Here is a 24,465-nt window from a genome sequence, read left to right on the forward strand (position 1 = left end):
CGAACTGCCAAAGATAGTATCTCCTATTTTATCTCCACTTTCGTCTGTAATCTGATGTCATCGGAAGCAGCGCCAATCATTATCTGAAAAGTTCCCGGCTCCACAATCCTCTTTAAATTCCGATCGACAAGCGAGAAATCCTCTTCGGATAAAACAAACTTCACTTCCCGTTCTTCACCACTCTTCAAATAGAAACGTGCGAAGTGTTTCAATTGCTTCAACGGTTGCACTACTGAAGCGTATTCATCTCTCAAATAAAGTTGGGCTACTTCTTCACCGTCGTACTTTCCTGTGTTCCGGACTTTGAATGAAACTTCGAAAGAACGTGGTGTTAAAACTGACAGATGTAAATCCGAGTAATCAAAAGAGGTATAACTCAAACCATATCCGAAAGGATAAAGCGGAGAAGCAGACATTTCTACATAATCATGGCTTTGAGGAGCTTTCTTATTATAATAGAGTGGAATCTGTCCGACGGAACGGGGCACAGAGAATGGCAATCGTCCTGCCGGATTAAAATCACCGAATAAAACATCGGCAATGGCAATTCCTCCTTCTTGTCCCGGGTAATAAGCGGTTAATACTGCATCTGCATTTTCTGATGCCCAGTTTTTATCCAAGGGACGGCCTTCAATATAAACGACTATCAATGGCTTTCCGGTAGCTTTCAAGGCTTTGAGCAGTTCCTGTTGCTTTCCTAATAAAGAGAGTGTTGCACGGTCGAACCCTTCGCCACATTCCATATCGCTGATCGTCTTTTCGTCGGCAATGGCCGCACCCGTTTCTTTATAACTGGTCTTGAAATCACGGGCACTGGAACCTCCCACCACGGCAATAATGACTTCGGAACGCTGGGCGGCTGCAACGGCCTGTTCAATATCAGTTGTCACAGTATCACGAATGGAGCAGCCTTTCACGTATTCCACTTGCGACGAAGAAAGTTTGGCCCTGATTCCATCCAAGACAGTCTTTATATTTGCTTCTTCCTGCGGAGCGGTATAATCCCCCAACATATTATAGCGATTATCTGCATTAGGTCCGATTAATGCTACTTTCCTATTTTTGTTCAACGGAAGCAAAGAGTGCTCATTCTTCAACAACGTGATTGAAGCTTGTGCTACCCGGCGTGCCAAAGTTACAGATTCTTCACTGCGCACTTCTTTCTTTGCTTTTTCAGGATCTACATAAGGATTTTCAAACAGCCCCATCTCAAATTTCAACCGTAGAACACAGGCGACAGAAGCGTCAAGTGCTGTTTTACTGATACGACCTGTGTTTACAACATTCATTAGATTCATATATGCATCGCCTCCCAAATCCACATCTACTCCGGCTGATAATGCAAGAACTGCTGCTTCTTCCATAGTGGGCGCAACAAAATGGCTTTGATGAATACCTTCTATGCTGTATAAATCAGAAACAACGATTCCTCTGAATTTCCATTCATTCCGAAGAAGTTCGGTCAACAGAGAGTGATTGGCTGTGCAGGGAACACCGTCCATCGAATTATAAGAAGTCATTACTGATAATGCACCGGCATCGATAGCTTGCCTAAACGGGGGCAGGAAGTTCTCGTGCAGCTCACGTATACCGGCAAAAGAGGGGTTTCCGTTCTGTCCGCTTTCCGAGATACCGTAGGCGAGAAAGTGTTTGAGAGTAGCTAATGTGCTGTATGGACGTGACAAATCGCCGCCTCCTAACCCTTCCACCATCGCTTTTCCTATTCCACCCGTCAATACCGGATCTTCACCAAAGGTTTCTTCTACACGAGACCAACGCGGATCACGAGCCAAATCGAGCACAGGTCCATAGCTGATATGTCCGCCCTGCAAACGTATCTCTTTGCCGATTGCTTTTCCTACTTCACGGATCAGTTGGGGCGACCAGGTAGCAGCCATTCCGATTCCGGTTGGAAAAACGGTTGCACCAATTGCCATGTGGCCGTGCGGCGCTTCTTCCGCCAGGAATAAGGGGATTCCCAAACGGGTATTTTCCATCACGTACTTCTGCAAGGCATTTCCTGCCTTTGCAGCCAAGGCGGGATTCAGTCCGGTTGACAATGTTTTCTTCGTCCACGGGTCTGCACGATAGGTTGCCCATAGCATTCCGGCATTTCTGTCTTTTATGAGTTGCTTGAATTTATCAGAAGGAAAAACATCTTTTTTCTTTATTTCATACATCTCCCAGCCCAAAGGACAAAGGAGTTGACCGACTTTCTCTTCCAATGTCATACGAGAAAGCAAGTCGGACACTCTTGTATCTATGGATAATGATGGATTCTTATAGGGGAAGCCGGACGACTGTTGAGCAAAGAGACTGCCACTTCCCGCTATTAACAAGAGGAGGAACTGCAACTTAAGATTTTTAGCAATCATAATGATATAAGTATTTAATGAGAATCGAATAGAGTATCAAAAAAAACTACCACGTAGTAATGAGCCTATGACCTGCTTATAGCTGACCGCATACTACGTAGTAGTTTAAATGTTCAAACTCATAGAATGAGTAACTGAAATGATTAGAGCAAATACATCCTGTTGCACCCCAAGTATGACATACCGGGAACAATCATCTTACCATTTCTTTTTATAGATGAGGGAACCTTACTTTTAATCAGCATAATAAATTGACAATCCTCTGATACAACGATCTTTTTGCCAATAATAGCCACCATATTGAGAATCGTCCAATTTTAGCGTTGCCCTCATATAACGTGCTTGAACAGGCGCATACAAGACAAATTCCTGTTTATATTCATAAGTAGTATAGTCATACTCGGCCAATTCATCATGTTCTGATGTATTGCCCAATTCAACCCACTTAGAATTATCCATGCTTATTTCCACATAGGCATTACTGATTACATAACTATCAATATAAAAACCTGCAACCTTATGAGTACCACCAAAATCAACGATGAAAGAAGCATCTTTATCTACATCTGATATAAAATTCCATCGTGCGTAATAACCACCAGCTGCCAAACCAGAGAATTCTTCCGGATTCAAATCAGTAGCCGCAATACACGACAAGGAAGCTATATCCGCTTTGGTTCCTGCAAAAGCATCGGCTTCATCATTTATCAACGAATTTGTCTTTGCATAATTAATGTGCACATAACGAACGAAAGCGTCTGAACTTGGACGAACACTTCCGTTGTCCACAGAAGAGATAACAATAGGAGCCAAATAGCCATCCAGGTTATCCAAAGCTTTCGCAGCCTCTTCATCCACAGACAAAACCAGAGACTCTTCTGACGAATATGCATTCGCCGGGATGGTGAGTGTAGTCTTATCCATTTTCAATACTCCATCGGGCAATTGGCTGTAGTTCGTATTATGGCTATCATTGTACGTTTTTACAAGACTATTATCCACAGAAAAAGTTACTTGAATATTGGTTGCAACCGGAGAGGTCACTTTAGCCAACAACATGGCATCACTAAATGAGACAACAGTACCTACAGGAGTTGCCAAGACAGTGCCGTCAGAAACCGAACCTGCCCTCTCAAGAAATACACGTGTGTAAGAGATACCATCCACATCGTATTCTTCATCACCGCTACAACCTGTAAATACAGTCGTTCCTAAGAACAAGACTCCACAAGCTATCATAATATTATTTAATTTCATGTCATTCAAAATTTTAAGTCGTTATCGTTTTGAATTAGAATGGGCACTTCTGATTGTCAGGCCAGTTTACAGTTCCATTAGGATGAGCGTTATGCCCATGTCCTGTCTCGTCTAACACAGTACCATCTTCCTGCAATTCGCCATTAAAGCGCCAAGAGGCTATCAGACCTTCGGATGTAGGATTCACATAGCACATACCATCTTGAAGTTGTGATTGCGAACGATCCACGTTCCAAACACGACATTCACTCAAACAGCCTTTGTATGTCCATCTTGTGCCATAGCTACGACCAATGGCAAAAGTGTCGTCCCATCCATGACCGCCATAAGACATTGCCAGATTGATCTGACCTCCTTCGGTAGATTTCTCAACTGAAAGTTCTCCATTCAAATAGAACTTCACCTTAGAGCCATCATAAACCACGGCAATATGATACCATTTGTCGTTTTCAAATACAGTTTCCAGAGTTGTTTCATAATGAGGCTTGTTGTCCGGATGATAATCAGAACCGATAGAGACCTTCGCAAAATTCAGCTTGTTGGAAGGAATATTGGAACCATCGCCAAAACGCAAAAGCAAACTCTCATGACTACCCAATATCGGGTTGATATAACTTTCCGATATGGCCGATGTCAAAGCGGAAGGACGCACCTTTATCTCCAAAGTCATCTTGCCAAGTGCCCATACGGGACTTTCCTCCCCTTTAAAAGTCGGGATATCAAAATAAGATCCACCGCCCAATTGAGCCACCTTTGAGGTGATGACCTTGTTGAACGTCACATATGCGGTGCGTGAAGACTGTAGTATTCCCAAACTACCACCGTCAACTTTAGAGATTGTGACCGGCAGACAGTAACTTACTCCATCTTGAAGTTTACCCGCTTCAGCGGTAATCTCCACTGGAGTTGATACGGACTTTCCGGTTTCTATCGTCACTTGTTGTCCTACCAAAGAATAACTACCTTCCGGAGGAAGCTGATAGCTACGCCCTGTGGAAGCGTTATAACCTTCCAACAGGTCAGGAGCCACAGCGACTTCCACATTTACATTCTCTTCTGCTTTTGCACTAGACGAAACGGTGAGACCGATGCTCGAAGTTCCATCGACAAGGAACCGGACATTACTCGTAGTAAGAGTACCAGTCATGAAAATCGCATCCCCGAAATCAGGTTCACTCTTGCAACCTGCAAGTGCGAGCGATAAAGCCAGCGAAAAATAAATATTTTTTCATTGTCATATCTTATCTAAATTAAATGGTTAATGAACAGCCGGATTCTGAATCTGGATGCATTCACGGAAACGTTTGTATGGTTCCGAATTATACTGATGTACAAAATAGTCACGCTGACCATAAAAAGCACCGAATCCACCTTTACGTCCTGTTGCCGGTTTATAGCTGGCTTGATTGTACATCGCCTGCCCCGTTCCATTCCAATCATCACCAAAATTGCAGCAAAATACCGCTTTTGATATAGGGAATCCGCTTTCCACATTGGTTCCTCCACCGTAATTCTGCAAAAAGTAATAGTCCTCATAAGGTTCCAATTCGAGATGATTACGTCCATCTACACAGAGCATCTTATTTACATCAGTCGTACCAGTGCCGTAACGTTGCTGGATAAAAGCAAGACGTTCTTCCTTAGTTTGATCGGGATTCGGTCCCATATAAAGAGCTAAATGTTTGATGAAACGCACAAAATATTTGCCTTGCAGAAAATCACCTTCAGGCTCGTAATCAGCGTCGAAGCCGTCGAGATCGTTTTCAAACACCATGTCAGCATAGTAATCACCATACATATCTATCGCTTCATTCAGTTTAGCCTCACGTGCTTCACCCTCTTCCATGGCAAGACCTTCATTCAGCACTTGCTTGAAATCATGAGAATCGTCTTCTGCTCCCAGACGTACTATTGCGACATAGAGCATTTTTGTTCCCTTCACCTTCTGTGCGAAACGCAAGTCTTCCCAAAGTTGGGTGTTCTCTTTTGGTGGTATACCACCACCCCAAATAGAGCAGATATCAAGACTATCCGGCAGTCCCGTAAAGCGAACAGCCATAGAGTTTGTGGCTCCCCATTGCGCAAACCACATAAAAGAGATTTCATGGTCACTGGCTTTATAGTCGCGCAAATTCTGATAATACAAATCACTATAGGTCTTTGGATTTTGGATGGATATATTCTCAATGTCGGTATCACAAGCCGCCATTATTGCTCCAACCATCATCAAAGCGAATATATATTTTAGAACTTTCATATTCTTCTATGTTTTAAAATTACTAATTATCTTTTCACGTCCCACCAAAGTCGTGTTCCCGCAGCGTCCCGTCCTCCGCCTAAGAGTTGGATTGCCGCCTCCGTATTCTTGTTATTCGAAGAATATTCCGTTGTTGGAAATCGAAGTCGACTAATCATTTGGTTGTCAGAAACTTCTGTCTGATAATTATAAGACTGAATACGCACCCACCCCGGATAACCGGTACGGCGCATTTCACTCCAAGCTTCCTGACCGTCAGGATAGAGGGCAATCCACTTTTGAATCATGATACGTTCCAAATTCTTTTCCAGACTTGCGGTTACCTCCCATGCCACCGGAAGCTGAGATAGCATCGAACTTACATCCACAGAACTAGCTGTATTAGGGTCTACATAAGTAGAGAGCGGACGTTTCTCTTGGTTAGAAATATATCCATCCGCTGGTTGTGAAACACCAGCGGAAGAGAAAGATGTTCGGATTCCCTCTTCGTAATAAGATTGAGCGGTTCCCGTGCCCAAGCCCCAACGCAAATTAGCCTCCGCCATGAGGAAATAAGCTTCAGCGGCATGCATCCAGTTCATATCTGATCCTTGAGCGAAATTAGGACGAGATGTTACACCCGAATACTTTTCTTTTGCCGGACTTACCATACCATTACGAGCACCTTTATAATCCCCATTTTTCGTTGTAGGCTGAAAATATTCAGAAATACGAGGATCACCGTAACCATTAAGGTAACAGTCCATTGTAGCACTCATATGTTCATCATCCCAACTTACACCTATTTCCCATAGAGGGTGTCTGAAAGTAAGCGAGGAGCTTTGATGCAGAATAGCGTCATCCGAGGCAGAAGCCATCAGCCCATAACTGTTGTTTATCGCGGCTTCCGCTTCCGTTTTTGCTTTAGCTTCTTCTACGTAAGAGATTCGCATGGCAAGACGCAAACGCAATGTATTGGCAAATTGTACCCATTTGCCAACATTACCGGAATAAATATTATCATAATCAGCCAAATAAGGGTCTACGTTGTGATTGGCATATTCTGTCAGTACTTCTATGGCGTCGGCCAATTCGGTAAAGAACTGATAATAGACATCTTTCTGTGAATCATAAGCGACTTCCACCGCCGTGCCATATTTACTGTAAGGAATAGGACCATACATATCCGTAATACGGCTCATACCAAACACCTTGATAACTGTGGCCATTGCACGAGCCGGAGAAACGGCATTAGTCACATCACATATTTCTTTCCATGGTTGCATAATCTCTACATAAGCATCATTAAAAGGATAATCATACCAATCAGAGTATAACGCATAATGATCGTTATGATAGGTTGTGTATGTCCATTTTGTGATGGTAGCAAAGTAACTTGCAAAGAGGTCACCCTCCAATGCCTGTGTAATTTGATACCTTCCAGACAATTGTTCTCCAACTCTAAACACGCCTCTCTCCATTTGAGCAAAATAGGCACCTGTCAGCAAGTTATCCCTGCTCATTTCTTCCCGTGTCGCTTCATTGGGATTAATATTCCAATTGTCGAACTTATCGGTACAGGAGTTGAAGGTCATACCACCTGCCCAAAGTCCGCAGATAAGCACTGCTGTATATTTTGATTTCTTTTTCATATCTCGATTCATTAGAAATTAACTCTTACTGAAAATCCTAAATTACGCAGACTCGGAAGCATAAAGTAGTCCATTCCTTCGAAGCCTGTTCCTGTACTAGCCGTGAGCTCCGGGTCGTAAGGTGCCTTACAATAGAACATCAACAAGTTACGTCCAACAAATGACACATTCAGACTCTTAATCCAAGATACCCATTTGTTAACCGGAACATCATATCCCAAAGACAACTCTCCAAGTCGTACATTCGTTGCACTATAAACATACATAGAACCTGCCCCAGAGCCAATAGTCTGATAGTATTTCTGAACAGCTGGGACTAATCCTCCATTTAATGACACGCCACCGGCATCACGTGCATCGGCAGTAGCCTTAGACACACCGTTTATATCCATCAAAGCTTGCGTCATAGAAACGCCCACTCCACCAACACGCGCATTAATAAGGAATCCTAGAGAAAGTCCCTTCCAACTGAAATTATTACGCCATCCCATGTGGTATTTAGCGGCAGAATTGCCGGCATAAATGAATCCGTCATTATAAGGACCTGCATTCTTGTCTACCATCACGTCATTGGTCTGATAGTCTACATAGATATATCCTTGATTGTCGGTAAGCAGTGAAGTGACATACAAGTCGCCCATAGAACCATCCTCTTTAATCATACTTTTCACATTACCCAGATTGATTAAATCAAGATGGTCTTGAGAAATCGTAAGGTCATTTGACAACGTGGTCGGTTTCAAAAGTTTGACTACCTTGTTACGATTGAGAGAATAAGTAAAGGTAGACGACCAGTCGACAGGTCCAATCGGTTGTTTCAAGGTTAAGCTAACTTCCAATCCCTTATTGTCTATCTGCCCACCATTAATATAAATAGAACGATAACCAGATGTACTAGATAATGTGGGGTTGAACAACTGGTTGTAAGTGGATGTCTTATACAAGGACACATTCAAATTCAACTTGTCGCCAAAGAAATGAGATTCCAGACCCAGCTCCCAAGCTTTCGTCCGTTCTGGCTTTATGTCATTATTGGGATATGTGGTAGACGTAACAGGAAATTGCGACTTAAACGAATAGGTCTGATAAGCCGTATATCGACGAGGAGCATTGCCGACTTCACTATATGAACCACGTAACTTTAAGAATGAAACGGTATTACTTTTCAGTCCCGGGATAAGATCGGTCAAAATAGCTGTCACACCAACGGAAGGATATGCAACAGACTTACTATCAGTCCAAGCCAAAGCCGAAGCCCAATCAACACGTCCGGTCAAATCAAGATATAATTTACTCTTCCAGCCTATTTGAGCCGTAGCAAAAATGGATTGTGTCTGATCATGATAGTTTTCTTGACTAGGTTCAATGCTTGAAATATTCATATTAGCAAGAGAGAACTTATTAGCTACCGCATTCAAGTTGGCGCCAATTGCATAATATTTATAGTCAATATCTTGAATACTAGTTCCGACAGCACCTGTCAGAGACCAATCACCAAAATATTTATCTACATTAAGCATCACATCGCCATAAAATTGACGAGTACTCTCATCATTCTTTGCATAATATCCATATTTCTCAGCAAAAATAGCATCCGTAGAAGCACTGTATTTCTTTTCGTATAAGGCAGATGTTTCATCCATTTTTCCTCGTGCGCTCAGTGTGAAACCTTTTGCAATATCATAGCTAAGTCCTGCACTGATCAAGAAACGGCTCTTATGATTGGTCAGATTATCACGTTGTGTAATCCAATAAGGGTTTTGCATACCAATTCCCTGGTTACCCCATGGCCAATATTGCGTTTTGAAATTACGGCTTTCATTATACATTTCGAAAATCTGATAAGTTTCAAGATTATAGCTTGGAGATAACAAATATACCGGTACGATAGGATTCATGTATTGACCTTCAGAAACCATATTATTCTCACGCACATTCATATACATCGCAGACAAGTCTAGATGCATTTTATCGTTCAAGAATGTAGACGTGTTTCTAATGGAGAAGTTATAACGGTCAAGCATATTGTTTTTAACAATTCCTTCGGCATTTGTCGCTGAAGCTGAAACGAAAGTCTGATTTTTGTCCGTGCCGGTAGAAAGTGAAATGGAATGACCTACATTATAACCGGTTTGATAGAAATCAAGCGGATCATAGCTACTTGGAGTAGTCAATTTCCCTCCCCAGCTAGAAAAATCACCGGTAGTTGCACCGTAAGTATTCTGGAATTCCGGTGTAACCAAAGGAGACATGAAGCTTGTATTATTGGCATAAGTAAGACTCGTTCTACCTTCTTTGCCTTTCTTTGTACGGATCATTATTACACCATTTTGAGCTTCACTACCATACAGGGCAGAGGCTGCAGCGCCACTAAGGACAGACATGGACTCTATGTCTTCGGGATTAATCATGGAAGCTCCATCGCCCGATTGTCCTTGACCGGAATAGAAATTTGTAGGTTGAGTCGTTTCTAGCGAAGGCATTGGTATACCATCAATCACATACAATGCGTTATTGTTACCAGAGATGGATTTCGCTCCACGCATCACCACCTTCGCGCCACCACCGATACCGGATGAACTGGAATTGATGACAACACCGGCAATCTTACCGGACAAGCTGTTCACAAAATTAGCATCCTTCACCCCTACAATTTCGCTGGAAGAGACCTCCTGTACATTATAAGAAAGTGCTTTCGATTCTTTCTTGATGCCTAAAGCTGTAACTACAACTTCATTCAGCACTTGTGAATCATCTTCCAAAGTCACGTTCAGCACAGATCCGAAAACCGGCTGTTCCTTTTTCTGATAACCTACATAAGAAAACACCAATACAGGATGGGTTGTCTGTGTAGTAAATTTGTAGTTTCCGTCAATATCGGTCACGGTACCATTGGATGTACCTTTTTCTATAATAGAAACACCGATAAGCGGTTCACCCTGTTTGTCTTTCACCGTACCGGAGACGGATATTGCTTTCTGTTGGGCGACTTTCATTTCTTTAGCCGTCAGTACAATCTTATTATCCAATAACCCGTTGGCGGAATTAATTCACTAAAAAATGTCAGGAAATAAGTTGTGCATATCATTGATTATTAGTATTTTAATGGTGATCAAACTATTAATATACAGCTCAATTATGCACAACTTATATGCAATATTCGCTAAATTTCTTGATATATGCAAGATGTTTTCTGCTGATTTAGTAAACGAAAAAGGGAATATACCTCGCAGAGGAGTCGTCCCGAAGTTCTCTGACTTAGAAGTGATCAGTTTAAGCCTTGCTGCCGAATCAATAGGTATAGATAGTGAAAGCTTTTTGTTTTCTAAATTAAATGAATACAAAGATGATTTTTCTTCTCTCATATCCCGTCGTCAATATAATGATCGCAGGAAGCTCACTATCGGCTTATGTAATCAGGTGCGTGAAAGAATTGCATCAAAAGTTGATGGTGGAGAAGCTATTTTCTGTATTGATTCTATGCCAATTGAAGTTTGTCGTCCCATAAGGTCAAAACGTTGTAAAATGGGAAAGAATAATTATGATAAAGCTCCCAATTATGGCTATTGTGCTTCACAGGGTAAACATTATTACGGATATAAATTACATTCTCTCTGTGGGTTGAGCGGTGTCATACACTCTTTTGACCTGACAAAGGCGAGTGTTCACGACATTCATTATTTGAAAGACGTAAAGTGTAACTTTCAGAATTGCACCATCATCGGTGATCGTGGATATATTGGAGCAGCCATACAACTTGATTTATTTGAAAAAGCTAATATCAAGTTGGAAGTTCCATATCGGTCAAATCAAAAAGATTGGAAACCTGTATTTAGTCCATTTGCTAAAGCAAGGAAAAGGGTTGAAACGCTTTTTGCACAATTATGCGATCAATTTATGATAATCAGAAATTACGCAAAACAAACAGAAGGATTGTTTACCAGAATTACGGGGAAAATTAGTGCACTTACAATCCTTCAATATATAAACAAGATTAATAACAAACCCATTGGACAAATTAAATATGCACTAATTTAATTCCGCCAACGGGTTATCCAATATTTTATATTCGACATTTGTACCTGCAAAGACCTGTTCCAACACCTGAAAAATATTCTTCTCGGAAGCTGAAACCGATACCCGGCGATTAAGATTAAGATTCTTGCTGTTTATGAAAAAGCTGAATCCTGATTCACGTTCAATCTTGTGCAGCACTTCTTCTATAGTACAATTGTTAACTCGCAGAGTAATAGAAGTTTTTTGCGCATATCCATCTGATGCATACGTCAGTCCGGCTGAACAGATAAGTAAGATAAGTAATAATTTCATAGCCAATGATATTTCCTTTAAGGTTCGTCTAAGCGACTTTAATCCTCCAAGAAATTGGACGATACAATAATTTTGCATAAATTTGTAACGAGTTTAATTAGAAAATTGGTAGTTATACTTGTCTGCAAACAAGTAGGTTCACAATTACTGAAGCTCATACGGGAAGATACGGCCAATATCATCCCGTATTTTTTTTGGATAAGTTCAAGGGTCTTTGTTTTTCATGGTAATCAGTTTTTAGGGAATTAAGGTTTTATCTTTTAGTACTAAATGAATATCTCTATCTTTATCTTCTCTTTACCACCGGCTTCTCCGTCATTATTCAAATAACGCCAACGAACTTTGGAGGAGACTTCAATAAAGTTTAGTATTTGCTCCAAATTCCGATTGGTGAATGTCCCAGAGAATGAGTCGTCAGAAGGCACTTTCCCCCGAATGACAAATTCGGCGTTGAACCGTTCGGCTAAAATGTTCAGTGCTTCCCGCAAGGATGTTTGGTGGAATATCACCTTGCCATCTTTCCACGACAGTTCTCTCTCGCCGGAAGTGGCATAGAGTTCCGTCTTTCCATTCTGTGAATAATAGATCAATTTCTGTCCTGGAGCCATGATTATATACTGCGGTTGTGAGCTGGCACCGTTAAACTCGAAATTGACTTTTCCTTCAATCAAAGTGGTTACCACTTCGTCCGACTCTTTATAGGCCTTTACATTGAATTTGGTGCCCAGAACCTTGATGGCAGATTGATGGGCGGTAGACACAATGAATTGTTTCCTCGCATCTTTCCGGACATCAAAATAAGCTTCTCCATCCAGTTCGACATTACGTACGCTGGAGGAAAAACGGCTAGGGAAAGTCAATGTACTTTGTCCATTCACCCATACCGTAGTCCCATCGGCAAGTGTCACCAATGTACGTTGTCCGGCTGGTACGTAGACGGTCTGCATTTCTATATCTTCTTTCGAAAGGAACTGCAACATCATATAACTCAATCCGAAGGTTAGAACAAAGACTGCTGCAATCCGCAATATTCTTTGTGTAACAGGGCTCAATGAGAAAGTACTCTTTGTTTTCTTAGAAAATTCATCTGTGTCTTGCCAAAGAAATGCATCATAACTCTTACGAAGAGATATGAATTCTTTAAGATTGGCTGCGTCTGCATCAATCCATGTAGCAACTTCTTCCTTTTCCTGTTGGGACGCTTTGCCGGCAATATATTTTAATAGTAATTCCTGATTCATACAATGAACTGTTTATAAGTAACGGTGACAGGGGTATTATGTCCCTTTCATTAATAATACCACTGATGGAAAAAAATCCCTAGTAGGAAAAGTGATTTTTTTGTTTTTCCGCAAAAAAACACGGGAACAGTGTCTTTTTGCTTGTTCTCCATTACTTCTTCCAGGTTCTAGTGCTACTTTACATCTAGACTATTAATAGATAAGTGAATATAGTAGACACGCAATTAGATGAAAAAAATCAAGAACGGGGCATAATCTTTCAGATTGTCACGTAGCATTTTAACCGCCCTACTGATATGATATTCCACCCCCTTTACACTGATGCCCAGCTCTTCGGCTATTTCCTTATGGGATTTTCCTTCCAGGCGGTCACGAATGAAAGCGATACGGGTCTTCTCGGGCATGCCCTTCAATAAGGCATACACTTTCGTCCGCAATTCTTCCGATAATATTTCGTTGGGATCACAGGCCTCCAAGGTCGATATACGGATTTCCAATTCACGCTGTCCCCTATCGAGTAAAGTCTGAAAAGCGTTCTCCTGCACCTGTATATGCTTCAGGTGATTCAGTGCCTTGCTGCGAATATAGGTGATCAGCATAGCTTCCACGCTTACGATTTCGTGCTCTTTACCTTGTTCCCACAAATGTATGATGGCTTCAGAGACTATATCCTCTGCAACTTGTTCATTATGAACATACGACAAGGCAAACAGAAAAGATTTCCTATAATAAGCGGTATATATCGAATTGAAGTTTATTTGAGCCATCCCTGCATATTCAGAAGTATTAAGTGTTGCAAAGAAATACATTTTAAAGAATAAAATGAAACTTTTAGAGATAAATTTTCAAACTTGACTAAAAGTGCACCCCGATAGAGAGGCATCTATCCGATGGAAACAGCCTCCCCGAACAAGCTTTTAGCTTGATACTGATTTATTCCGGGGATCAATGCGAACCAACACACCCCTAAAAACAAAAAAGGCTTCATGAATCTAAATTCATAAAGCCCTATTAAAGAATACTCGTACTCGAAGCGGGACTTGAACCCGCACAGCCGCAATGGCCAAAGGATTTTAAGTCCTTCGTGTCTACCATTCCACCATTCGAGCATCCTTTCAAAGAAAGAGCGGAAAACGAGACTCGAACTCGCGACCCTAACCTTGGCAAGGTTATGCTCTACCAACTGAGCTATTTCCGCATTTTTTCAACGGGTGCAAAGATAAGTAGTTTACTTGTTTCTGCCAAATCTTTTCGAAGGAAAGTTTAAAAAACCATCCTCCGAAAGTCTATTTTATCTCCCAAGCAGTGCTTTCTCTGCTCTCTCCATTCCGCAAAAGTTGAATCCATCGATCACTTGCTGCATCAATGCAGAGATTTCCGCATTGCAAAGATTGCCAATACTACCTTCATGAGTATGGTGTACTTCTTTTGTATGAGAGAATTTTCCAGCTTCAATATCCAAGCCAACCTTCTTATATGCATCACGGAAAGGCATACCTTCACGTGCCAAACGATTCACTTCTTCCACGCTAAAAATAAGGAGGTATTTATCATCGTCAAGGATATGCTCGTTGACCTTTATTTCATTCATGATGTAAGTTGTCATCTGCAAACAGTCTTTCAATTCCTGAAAAGCAGGCAGGAAAACTTCTTTTATAATCTGTAAATCACGGAAATAGCCGGAAGGCAAATTATTCGCAATCATCATGATCTGTTGGGGAAGCGATTGCAGTTTATTACATTTAGCACGTGTCAGTTCAAAGACATCGGGATTCTTCTTATGAGGCATAATGCTGGACCCCGTGGTACAGTCATCAGGTAATTTCACGAAACCAAAGTTCTGGCTATTAAACATGCAAGCATCAAAAGCTAACTTAGAAATGGTTCCGGCAATCGTAGCCAATGCAAAAGCAACATTACGTTCCATTTTCCCACGCCCCATTTGAGCATACACAACATTGTAATTCATTGAATCAAAGCCCAGCAGGTCAGTCGTCATGGTACGGTTCAGAGGAAAAGACGAACCATATCCGGCTGCTGAACCTAATGGATTACGATTGCACATTTTAAATGCTGCCTGCAAAAACAGCATATCGTCCATAAGACTCTCGGCGTAGGCACCAAACCACAAGCCAAAAGAAGAAGGCATTGCAATCTGCAGGTGTGTATATCCCGGCATCAAAACGTTTTTATATCGTTCGCTCTGACGGATCAAGACATGAAATAGTTGTTCTACCGCTTCGGCAACCTCTTTTATTTGCGTACGGGTAAAAAGTTTCAAGTCCAACAAAACCTGATCATTTCTGGAACGGCCACTATGTATTTTCTTTCCAATATCTCCCAAACGACGGGTCAACATCAATTCTACCTGCGAATGTACATCTTCCACCCCGTCTTCTATCACAAATTCGCCTTTTTCAGCCGAGGCATAAATATTCTTCAATTCCACCAGCAACTGGTCCAGTTCTTCTTTTGTCAACAACCCAATGCTTTCAAGCATCGTAATATGAGCCATAGAACCAAGCACATCATGCTTGGCCAAATAAAGATCCATTTCACGATCACGACCTACCGTGAAACGTTCAATATCCTTATTTACCTGTACGGACTTCTCCCAAAGTTTCTGTGTCATAAAAAAAAATTAATATTCAATAACTGCCAACATATCAACCATCTTTTCCAAACCTTCCTGGAGAGGTTTCTGCGCCATTGCTTTCATAAATGGATTAAGATCCATTCCGATAGTCACCTTCACCTTGCACTCTTCTTCTGCAGTTTCAACCAGTTGAATCCACATATTAAAGGGAAGTGGAGAGTTAGTTGTTGCCAACTTTATACATTTACATGGATCACGCTCTACAATTTGCAAAGTTAGTTGCCCAACAGGAGAGACACTAAAGCTTAACGTGTCCGAATCAAAACTCAAATCCTGTACCTTATCTTTCGGTAAACGATCTTTGACAGCTTCCAGATTACTCAAATCCGAAAGTTTATTATATACGCGTTCCTGACTGTAAGGTATTACCTTGACACTACTCTCAAAATTACTCATAAATTTCTATTAGTATAAAACAAAAAAAGAACAATCCGGCCAAGTATTGTCCGAACAGTTCTTTTCACCAAATATGTTTGATCAAAAAATGAATCTTATTTTCCAGCATCCCAATGAGCAGGGTCTTTACGCCATTCGTTCAATGTCTGTATGTCTTCTTCTTCAATATAACCTGTACGAAGAGCAACATCAAGTACTGCTTCATAATTGGTCAACGTTACCAAAGTCACCTTCGCATTTTTGAACGCCTCTTCAGCTACCGGGAATCCGTATGTATACGCTGCAACCATACCGATCACTTCACAACCATCGCGACGAATTGCTTCAACAGCCTTCAAACTACTACCACCAGTAGAAATCAAGTCCTCTACGACTACGACTTTCATACCCGGACGAAGTTCACCTTCAATCAGGTTTTCTAATCCATGATCTTTGGGGGTAGAACGAACATACACGAACGGCAAATTCAATGCATCAGCCACCAAAGCTCCCTGCGGAATAGCGCCTGTAGCCACACCAGCAATCGCATCCACCTGTCCGAATCGTTCTAATATCAGACGTGTAATTTCAATCTTCACAAAATTACGAAGAGAAGGATAGGACAGAGTTTTACGGTTGTCACAGTAAAAGGGGGATTTCCATCCAGAAGCCCATGTAAAAGGGTTAGCGGGTTGAAGTTTAATAGCTTTAATCTTCAACAGTTTCTCCGCAAATAGTCTCTCTAAGTTTTTCATAACTAAACTAACTATTAATTATTTGCCGCAAAAGTACAGAAATTGAACGAGAATAAAAAGAAGAATCCGTTTATTTTTTCAGTCAATTTGTTCCTCTTCATTGGGAATGTCGATACAACGCTTAATATCTTTCAGTTCAAATCCACGACTCATGGCAAATCGCATCAGCTTTCCATTCAATTCATAATCGTCTGCCGCATGGATACTTTTCCGTTTGGAAGCCAGCAGGTCACGCAGAATAGAAAGGTATTCTTCTTCATCAATTTCATTCAGATAACGCCATGCCACATCAGAAGGGATCTTCTTCATGTAAAGCCCCTGGGCTATTTTCATTTTCCCCCACTTGGCAAAGCGGAACTTGTCATTCACAAAAGCCCTGCAGAAACGTTCATCATCAATGAACTTCTCTGATTCCAGTCGGTCAAGAATACGCGCAATGGTATCATAGGCAATTCCCCAACGTTGTAACTTCTCATTTATTTCTGCCCGGCAATGCTCGGCAGTGGAGCAGTAAGAGGCTACGCGATTTAAAGCCTCTTCATCAGTTAATTGTGCACTCATCGGTTAGCTGTAACTATTCTATCTTTTCCAAATATGTCTTTTATAACACGAACATCACGATATTGGTTCATTTCAAGTATGTGTGCTGTTTCCCGGCCATAAGCCTGGTTGATTTCAAAATAAAGTTTTCCGCCCGGCAATAGCAAATCACTTCCCAGACAGGCTATACGATTATAAAACCGTAAAGGATCCTCGTCAGGAACGAACAAGGCCAACCCCGGTTCCCAATCAAGGACATTAGCGTCCATTTCGTTCTTTTCCGTTTCAGTCACATAAGGCGGATTACTGACGATCACATCAAAAGACGGCACCTTTTCCCAGTCATCAGACAATACATCTCTTTGCAGAAATCTCACCCCGGCTTCCAAATCTTCATTGTTTTTACGGGCAATAGCCAACGCTTCTTCCGAAATATCCCACGCCTCTACGTCTACATCCGGAAGTTTTTTATCCAGAGAGATCGCAATGCATCCACTTCCCGTACCTATATCTAACAGATGACGGGCATTCGGATTCTCCTTTACTATTAGCTCTACGAGTTCTGCGGTCTCCGGTCGAGGGATTAACACGCCGGAAGCAACCTTAAAATTCCTTCCGCAAAACTCCGCAAAACCGCGAATGTACTGTATCGGTTCATTTTTCTGTAAACGGAATATAATGTTTTCTAATTCACGCTGTTTGCATTCGGATAAAATTATATCTTTGCCCATGTAAATATCGAGCGCATCTAAGCCTAACATGTCGCAACAAATCAGCATTGAAAGAGCTTTTATCTCTTCCTGCGGATAGATTTCCTGCAAAGACTGGCGAATGTAAGCGGTGATACGATTCATATTTTCACAATTTCGGAGTGCAAAAGTAAGAATAATATGGCGAAGAGCACCAAAATGGAAGAAGAAAAATACATGAGGCGTTGCATTGAGCTTGCAAAGAACGGGTTATGCAATGTGCCTCCAAACCCGATGGTAGGAGCTGTTATCGTATGTAACGGACGTATTATCGGTGAAGGTTATCACATTCGTTGCGGAGAGGCACATGCGGAAGTCAATGCAATCCGTTCTGTCAAAGATGAGTCTTTATTGAAGCATTCTACGATTTATGTCAGTTTGGAACCTTGCTCCCACTACGGGAAAACACCTCCTTGTGCGGATCTAATTATAGAGAAACAGATTCCGCGCATTGTTATCGGATGCCAGGATCCCTTTTCTGAAGTAGCCGGACGGGGAATTCAGAAATTGCGGGATGCCGGACGGGAAGTAATAGTCGGCGTATTAGAGGAAGAATGTCAATCACTGATTCGTCGTTTTATTACTTTCAATACACTTCATCGGCCTTTTATCACGTTAAAATGGGCAGAGTCAGCCGATCATTTTATTGATATGGAACGTACAAGTGGAATGCCTGTGAAACTCTCCTCTCCTCTCACTTCAATGCTAGTACATAAAAAAAGAGCGGAGGCTGATGCTATTATGGTAGGCAGACGAACAGCTTTATTGGATAATCCGTCGCTAACGGTACGCAACTGGTATGGACATAATCCAATACGTGTCGTATTAGACCGCACATTATCTCTTCCGAATGATTTACAAATATTCGATGGAAATGTGCCAACATTAGTCTTTACTGAAAAGAAACAGCCAGCAAGAACCAACATCACATATATCTCCATCGACTTCAATCATAACCCACTGGAGCAGATTATGGAAGTACTGTATCAACGGAAAATACAATCCTTACTGGTAGAAGGAGGCAGCCAATTGCTGCAATCATTCATTAATGATGAGCTATGGGACGAGGCGTATATCGAGAAGTGCCCCAGCAGGCTACATTCCGGTGTTAAAGCACCCCAAATGAACAATAATTTTAGTTATTCGATAGAAGAACACTTCGAAAGACAATTTTGGCATTATGTTCATCGGATATAGCTAAGATAGTTCTATTCAGGGGGTTTTACGTCGATAAAAACAGTGTTATTATCTATAATTTTATATAAAACTTACCTGTAATGTTCATTATCGGAAAAAATGTTTCTATTTTTGCAACTTGTAAATAAACACAATCTTTCAAATGAAAATAAAGTTTTTATCATTCATTGCGAGTTTTTTCATGGTGTCATTTGTTATAACGTCATGTCTTGATGACGATAATAACATCGAATATAGCCCGGATGCAACTATCCATGCGTTTGCACTTGACACAGCAGGCCTTGGGAGTTATAAATTCACTATTGATCAATTATCACGTGAAATTTATAACGAGGACTCTCTTCCTGTTCATGCCGATACCATCATTGACAAGATTTTAATCAAAACATTAACTACGGCATCAGGCGTCGTAACAATGAAAGACAAAAGCGGTAACGATTCTGTCATAAACATCAATGATTCTATCGATCTTCGGGAAGATCTCACTATTAAAGTGTGGTCAACAGAAGCGTTAGCGGGAATATCTCCTAATCAAACTAAGGAATATACTATTAAGGTAAATGTGCATCAGCATGATCCGGATTCGTTGAGATGGAAGTATATGGATAAAATTAATAACCAAATCCAAATTACAGGAGAACAAAAATCCATTATTTTTGGAAGCGAAGTATTCACATACTCTGTAGTTAATAGCAGGTTATATGTGTATAAGAATTCTTTAACTAATTTCGGCAGTGGGACCCCACAAGAAACTGTAGGATTACCGGAAGGTAAACTTCCGACTTCTATCATAACTTTCAAATTTGACGGAAGCAACGCCATGTTATATGCGACCTCCGATGATTATAAAGTGTATGAATCTGAAGATGGAATAAATTGGGAAGTATCTAAAAAGTTTGGAGACAAAGTGGAGTTACTCTTAGCGACACTGACAAATAACCAAATCAGCAGAATTTGTTATATAAAGAAAGAAGCAGACAACCAACGCTATTTCTATTATCAGACAAATGATAAACAAATAGAGACTCTTGAAACTTACGACGAAGGAAAAGTACCTGCTAATTTCCCAACTAAAAACATATCCTACACAGTATATGAGTCTGCGACAAATATTAAATCTGTCCTTTTAGTGGGAGATACAGAGACGGCGACTTTGGCTGATGACAGCGAATTAGAAACGACCATTGTATGGGCATATGACGGAAGTAAATGGGTTGAGTTCTCAACAACTTCCTCCGTTGCATACTGTCCCAAATATACTCAACCATCTATCATATATTACAATGACTTAGTATATATATTTGGCCAAAATTTCAGTTCTATTTATGTTTCCAATCAAGGGTTATTCTGGAGAAAAGCTAACTCCAAGTTTGCATTTCCTCATAGAGATTGGAGCAAAGGAGGAACTCCAAACCCTAGCGTAGATCCTGAATTCAGAGGTAAAACGAATTACTCAATGGTACTAGACCCTGCGACTCAAAATCTATGGATTATATTTAGTAAAGGAAGCGCCAGTTTCGAAGAAGAGGTAGAAAAAGCAGAAAGTACTAAGTCTACCACAACTGAAACACGTACTTATAATCATGATTCAGAGGTATGGCGTGGTCGTCTTAATCAACTATGGTTTGATTTGGCAAAAGCTGGCAAATAAAAAACGTATACGTTTAAAATAAAAAGATGTCCTATATAGAACAAATAGACAAAACTCGGATACCACAACACGTGGCCATCATTATGGATGGGAACGGACGATGGGCAAAACAACGAGGAGAAGAACGTACTTACGGTCACCGTGCTGGCGCAGAAACGGTACAGAATATTACCGAAGATGCCGCCCGTTTGGGAATCAAGTACCTGACACTGTACACCTTCTCAACCGAGAACTGGAATCGGCCGCAAGACGAGATTGCGGCTCTGATGAATCTATTGCTAGAATCTATTGAAGAAGAGACATTGATGAAAAACAATATTCGCTTCAATGTAATCGGTGATTTCAAAAAGTTACCTGTTGAAGTCCAGAAAAGTTTGGCATCATGCATAGAACGTACATCCAAAAATAGTGGTATGTATATGGTATTAGCTCTTAGTTACTCATCCCGTTGGGAAATAACCGAAGCTGTACGGCAAATAGCAACACTGATAAAAGCAGGAGAAATGTCTCCCGAACAGATAACGGATGAATGTATCTCATCTCATCTGGATACTAAATTTATGCCCGATCCGGATCTACTGATCCGCACGGGAGGAGAAATCCGGCTAAGCAATTACCTCCTATGGCAATGCGCTTATTCGGAGCTTTATTTTTGTGACACCTTTTGGCCCGACTTCGATAAAGAAGAACTCTACAAGGCCATTTGGGAATATCAACAAAGGGAACGCCGATTCGGCAAAACCAGTGAACAGATCAGCTAATATAACTCGAAACATCAAATTATAACATAAATGCATTATCGTATTTCCTTTATATTCATAACGTTTGTCTGCCTGTGCTGCTTTGCGACAACAGGCATTGCGCAAAATGCTAACACTGATGAAGACTCGAAACCTGTCATCTTATACTCCGGAACACCTAAAAAGTATGAGATAGCAGATATTAAAGTCGAAGGCGTAAAGAATTATGAAGACTATGTATTGATTGGACTATCCGGACTATCGGTAGGACAGACAATTACTGTGCCGGGTGACGAAATTACTGGAGCAATCAAACGTTATTGGCGTCATGGTTTGTTCTCAAATGTACAAATCACAGCCGAGAAAATTGAAGGCGACAAAATCTGGTTAAAAATCAGTCTGACACAACGCCCGCGTATCGCAGATGTGCGCTATCATGGTGTGAAGAAGTCGGAACGTACCGATCTTGAAAGCAAGCTGGGAATGGTAAAAGGTATGCAGATTACTCCAAATACCGTAGACCGTGCCAAGACATTAATCAAACGTTATTTCGACGATAAGGGATTCAAAAATGCAGAAGTAATCATCTCGCAGAAAGACGATCCATCCAGCGAAAATCAGGTGATCGTTGACATTGATATCGACAAAAAAGAAAAAATCAAAGTACACGAAATACAAATCGTTGGTAATCATGCAATCAAGGCTTCCAAGCTGAAGAAAGTAATGAAGAAAACCAATGAGAAAGGTAAACTTCGTAACCTGTTCCGCACCAAGAAATTCGTGCCGGAGAACTTCGAGGCAGATAAGCAACTGATTATCGACAAATATAATGAGTTGGGATACCGTGATGCAATGATTGTAAAAGACAGCGTTTCACAGTATGACGAAAAGACTGTAAACGTTTATTTGAATATAGACGAGGGACAAAAATATTATCTGCGTAACGTTACATGGGTAGGTAACACTCTCTATCCGTCAGAACAGTTGAACTTCCTGCTCCGCATGAAGAAAGGTGACGTATACAACCAGAAGTTATTGAACGAACGTGTTTCTACAGATGATGACGCTATCGGTAACTTGTATTACAACAATGGTTACCTGTTCTATAACCTCGACCCGGTAGAAGTAAATATCGTTGGCGACTCTATCGACCTCGAAATGAGAATCTATGAAGGCCGTCAGGCTACTATCAATAAGATCAAGATCAGTGGTAATGACCGTTTATATGAAAACGTTGTTCGTCGTGAGCTTCGTATTCGTCCGGGACAATTATTCAGCAAAGAAGACTTGATGCGTTCTTTGCGTGAAATCCAGCAGATGGGACACTTTGACCCGGAAAAACTGCAACCGGATATTCAACCGGATCCGATGAACGGAACTGTTGACATAGGTTTGCCTTTGACTTCCAAAGCCAACGACCAGGTGGAATTCTCTGCTGGTTGGGGACAGACGGGTATTATCGGTAAGTTGAGCTTGAAGTTTACCAACTTCTCTGTAGCCAACTTGTTGCACCCAGGTGAAAACTACCGTGGTATACTTCCTCAAGGTGATGGTCAGACATTGACTATCAGCGGACAGACGAATGCTAAATACTACCAATCATATAGTATTTCATTCTTCGACCCATGGTTTGGCGGTAAACGTCCGAATTCATTCTCTGTATCGGCATTCTTCTCTGTACAGACAGATATCAGTAGCCGTTACTACAACTCCAGCTACTTCAACAACTACTACAACAGTATGTATAGTGGCTACGGTGGTTATGGTATGTACAATTATGGTAACTATAACAACTACGAAAACTATTATGACCCTGATAAATCTATCAAGATGTGGGGACTTTCCGTAGGTTGGGGTAAACGTCTGAAATGGCCGGATGACTATTTCACTCTTTCCGCAGAATTAGCTTACCAACGTTATAACTTGAGCGACTGGCAATACTTCCCGGTCACCAACGGTAAATGTAATGACCTTAGCATTTCATTGACTTTGGCTCGTAACTCTATTGACAACCCAATCTTCCCTCGTTCGGGTTCAGATTTCTCACTGTCAGTTCAGTTCACACCGCCTTACTCGTTGATGGACGGTAAAGACTATAAGGGATATTACAGCAACCCTGAAACAGGTAGCATTACCCAGGACAACATGAATAAGCTTCATAAATGGATAGAATACCACAAATGGAAATTCAAAGGCAAAACATATACTCCGCTGATGGATCCGGTTGCTCATCCTAAATGTCTGGTATTAATGACACGTACGGAATTCGGTCTGTTAGGTCACTATAACCAATACAAGAAATCTCCGTTCGGTACATTCGATGTAGGTGGTGACGGTATGACCGGTTATTCAACTTATGCAACTGAAAGCATCGCTTTGCGTGGTTACGAAAACAGCTCATTAACACCATACGGTTCTGAAGGTTATGCCTATGCACGTCTCGGTATCGAATTGAGATATCCGTTGATGCTGGAAACAAGTACTAACATTTATGTGTTAGGTTTCCTTGAAGCAGGTAACGCATGGCATGATATCAAGAAATTCAATCCATTCGAGTTGAAACGTTCTGCCGGTGTCGGTGTTCGTATCTTCCTTCCGATGATTGGTATGATGGGTATTGACTGGGGTTACGGTTTCGACAAAGTATTTGGTTCTAAACAATATGGAGGAAGCCAGTTCCACTTTATCTTAGGACAAGAATTCTAATGTATC

The 24,465-nt window shown here is 41.2% G+C and carries 18 protein-coding genes, 2 tRNA genes and 1 pseudogene; 5 read left to right on the forward strand and 16 right to left on the reverse strand.

Annotated features, from left to right (window positions below; genetic code table 11):
• Window positions 1-23: 23 nt before the first annotated feature.
• From CJF29_RS20945 to CJF29_RS20970, 6 genes are all read right to left on the reverse strand, one after another.
• Window positions 24-2,375 (reverse strand): glycoside hydrolase family 3 N-terminal domain-containing protein, encoded by a 2,352-nt coding sequence (locus CJF29_RS20945; RefSeq protein ID WP_176553093.1) that lies wholly within the window; start codon window positions 2,373-2,375, stop codon window positions 24-26.
• A 234-nt stretch (window positions 2,376-2,609) separates the two neighbouring features.
• Window positions 2,610-3,632 carry a BT_3987 domain-containing protein gene (locus CJF29_RS20950; protein ID WP_099145944.1) on the reverse strand — a complete coding sequence of 341 codons (1,023 nt, stop codon included), beginning with the start codon at window positions 3,630-3,632 and terminating at the stop codon, window positions 2,610-2,612.
• A 34-nt stretch (window positions 3,633-3,666) separates the two neighbouring features.
• Window positions 3,667-4,779, reverse strand: coding sequence for a DUF1735 and LamG domain-containing protein (locus tag CJF29_RS20955; protein WP_099145943.1), 1,113 nt, complete (start codon window positions 4,777-4,779; stop codon window positions 3,667-3,669).
• Between the two features lie 111 nt (window positions 4,780-4,890).
• On the reverse strand, window positions 4,891-5,889 hold the full coding sequence (locus tag CJF29_RS20960) for a glycoside hydrolase family 18 (RefSeq protein ID WP_099145942.1): 999 nt from the start codon (window positions 5,887-5,889) through the stop codon (window positions 4,891-4,893).
• A 26-nt stretch (window positions 5,890-5,915) separates the two neighbouring features.
• The gene (locus CJF29_RS20965) at window positions 5,916-7,520 is read right to left on the reverse strand and encodes a SusD/RagB family nutrient-binding outer membrane lipoprotein (RefSeq protein WP_099145972.1); all 1,605 of its coding nucleotides are present in this window, start codon (window positions 7,518-7,520) and stop codon (window positions 5,916-5,918) included.
• Between the two features lie 11 nt (window positions 7,521-7,531).
• Window positions 7,532-10,516, reverse strand: a complete 2,985-nt coding sequence (locus CJF29_RS20970) for a SusC/RagA family TonB-linked outer membrane protein (protein WP_099145971.1) — start codon at window positions 10,514-10,516, stop codon at window positions 7,532-7,534.
• Between the two features lie 109 nt (window positions 10,517-10,625).
• Here CJF29_RS20970 and CJF29_RS20975 point away from each other — a divergent pair, with 109 nt between their 5' ends.
• The gene (locus tag CJF29_RS20975; RefSeq protein WP_175486891.1) at window positions 10,626-11,558 is read left to right on the forward strand and encodes an IS982 family transposase; all 933 of its coding nucleotides are present in this window, start codon (window positions 10,626-10,628) and stop codon (window positions 11,556-11,558) included.
• Window positions 11,559-11,564: 6 nt separating this feature from the next.
• On the opposite strand, the pseudogene CJF29_RS20980 reads toward CJF29_RS20975, so the two are convergent.
• The 10 genes and pseudogenes from CJF29_RS20980 to prmC all read right to left on the reverse strand — a co-directional run.
• Window positions 11,565-11,927, reverse strand: a pseudogene (locus tag CJF29_RS20980) (STN domain-containing protein); the annotation flags it as partial.
• Between the two features lie 188 nt (window positions 11,928-12,115).
• Window positions 12,116-13,090 carry a FecR family protein gene (locus tag CJF29_RS20985; RefSeq protein WP_099146962.1) on the reverse strand — a complete coding sequence of 325 codons (975 nt, stop codon included), beginning with the start codon at window positions 13,088-13,090 and terminating at the stop codon, window positions 12,116-12,118.
• A gap of 224 nt (window positions 13,091-13,314) precedes the next feature.
• Window positions 13,315-13,857, reverse strand: a complete 543-nt coding sequence (locus CJF29_RS20990) for an RNA polymerase sigma-70 factor (RefSeq protein ID WP_099146973.1) — start codon at window positions 13,855-13,857, stop codon at window positions 13,315-13,317.
• Window positions 13,858-14,115: 258 nt separating this feature from the next.
• Window positions 14,116-14,199, reverse strand: a tRNA-Leu gene (locus CJF29_RS20995).
• Window positions 14,200-14,215: 16 nt separating this feature from the next.
• Window positions 14,216-14,288 (reverse strand) — tRNA-Gly (locus CJF29_RS21000).
• Between the two features lie 93 nt (window positions 14,289-14,381).
• Window positions 14,382-15,722, reverse strand: a complete 1,341-nt coding sequence (gene argH, locus CJF29_RS21005; RefSeq protein ID WP_099146963.1) for an argininosuccinate lyase — start codon at window positions 15,720-15,722, stop codon at window positions 14,382-14,384.
• A gap of 9 nt (window positions 15,723-15,731) precedes the next feature.
• The gene (locus CJF29_RS21010) at window positions 15,732-16,142 is read right to left on the reverse strand and encodes an SRPBCC family protein (RefSeq protein WP_099146964.1); all 411 of its coding nucleotides are present in this window, start codon (window positions 16,140-16,142) and stop codon (window positions 15,732-15,734) included.
• A gap of 95 nt (window positions 16,143-16,237) precedes the next feature.
• On the reverse strand, window positions 16,238-16,876 hold the full coding sequence (gene pyrE, locus CJF29_RS21015) for an orotate phosphoribosyltransferase (RefSeq protein ID WP_004299787.1): 639 nt from the start codon (window positions 16,874-16,876) through the stop codon (window positions 16,238-16,240).
• 78 nt (window positions 16,877-16,954) lie between these two features.
• Complete coding sequence (locus CJF29_RS21020) at window positions 16,955-17,437, reverse strand: regulatory protein RecX (RefSeq protein ID WP_099146965.1); 483 nt, start codon at window positions 17,435-17,437, stop codon at window positions 16,955-16,957.
• Window positions 17,434-18,270 (reverse strand): peptide chain release factor N(5)-glutamine methyltransferase, encoded by an 837-nt coding sequence (prmC, locus tag CJF29_RS21025; RefSeq protein WP_008997924.1) that lies wholly within the window; start codon window positions 18,268-18,270, stop codon window positions 17,434-17,436. Before prmC ends, CJF29_RS21020 begins: the two co-directional genes overlap by 4 nt.
• Before the next feature lie 36 nt (window positions 18,271-18,306).
• Between prmC and ribD the strand changes: the two genes are divergently transcribed.
• The 4 genes from ribD to bamA all read left to right on the forward strand — a co-directional run bounded on the left by ribD (window position 18,307) and on the right by bamA (window position 24,459).
• Complete coding sequence (ribD, locus tag CJF29_RS21030) at window positions 18,307-19,362, forward strand: bifunctional diaminohydroxyphosphoribosylaminopyrimidine deaminase/5-amino-6-(5-phosphoribosylamino)uracil reductase RibD (RefSeq protein ID WP_099146966.1); 1,056 nt, start codon at window positions 18,307-18,309, stop codon at window positions 19,360-19,362.
• A 142-nt stretch (window positions 19,363-19,504) separates the two neighbouring features.
• Window positions 19,505-21,013 (forward strand): DUF6242 domain-containing protein, encoded by a 1,509-nt coding sequence (locus CJF29_RS21035; RefSeq protein ID WP_099146967.1) that lies wholly within the window; start codon window positions 19,505-19,507, stop codon window positions 21,011-21,013.
• A gap of 26 nt (window positions 21,014-21,039) precedes the next feature.
• On the forward strand, window positions 21,040-21,774 hold the full coding sequence (locus CJF29_RS21040) for an isoprenyl transferase (RefSeq protein ID WP_004299782.1): 735 nt from the start codon (window positions 21,040-21,042) through the stop codon (window positions 21,772-21,774).
• Between the two features lie 30 nt (window positions 21,775-21,804).
• Window positions 21,805-24,459, forward strand: coding sequence for an outer membrane protein assembly factor BamA (gene bamA, locus CJF29_RS21045; RefSeq protein WP_008997928.1), 2,655 nt, complete (start codon window positions 21,805-21,807; stop codon window positions 24,457-24,459).
• Window positions 24,460-24,465 lie beyond the last annotated feature (6 nt).

Origin of the sequence: Bacteroides celer (genome assembly GCF_002632415.2) — a bacterium.
Classification (GTDB): Bacteria; Bacteroidota; Bacteroidia; order Bacteroidales; family Bacteroidaceae; genus Bacteroides.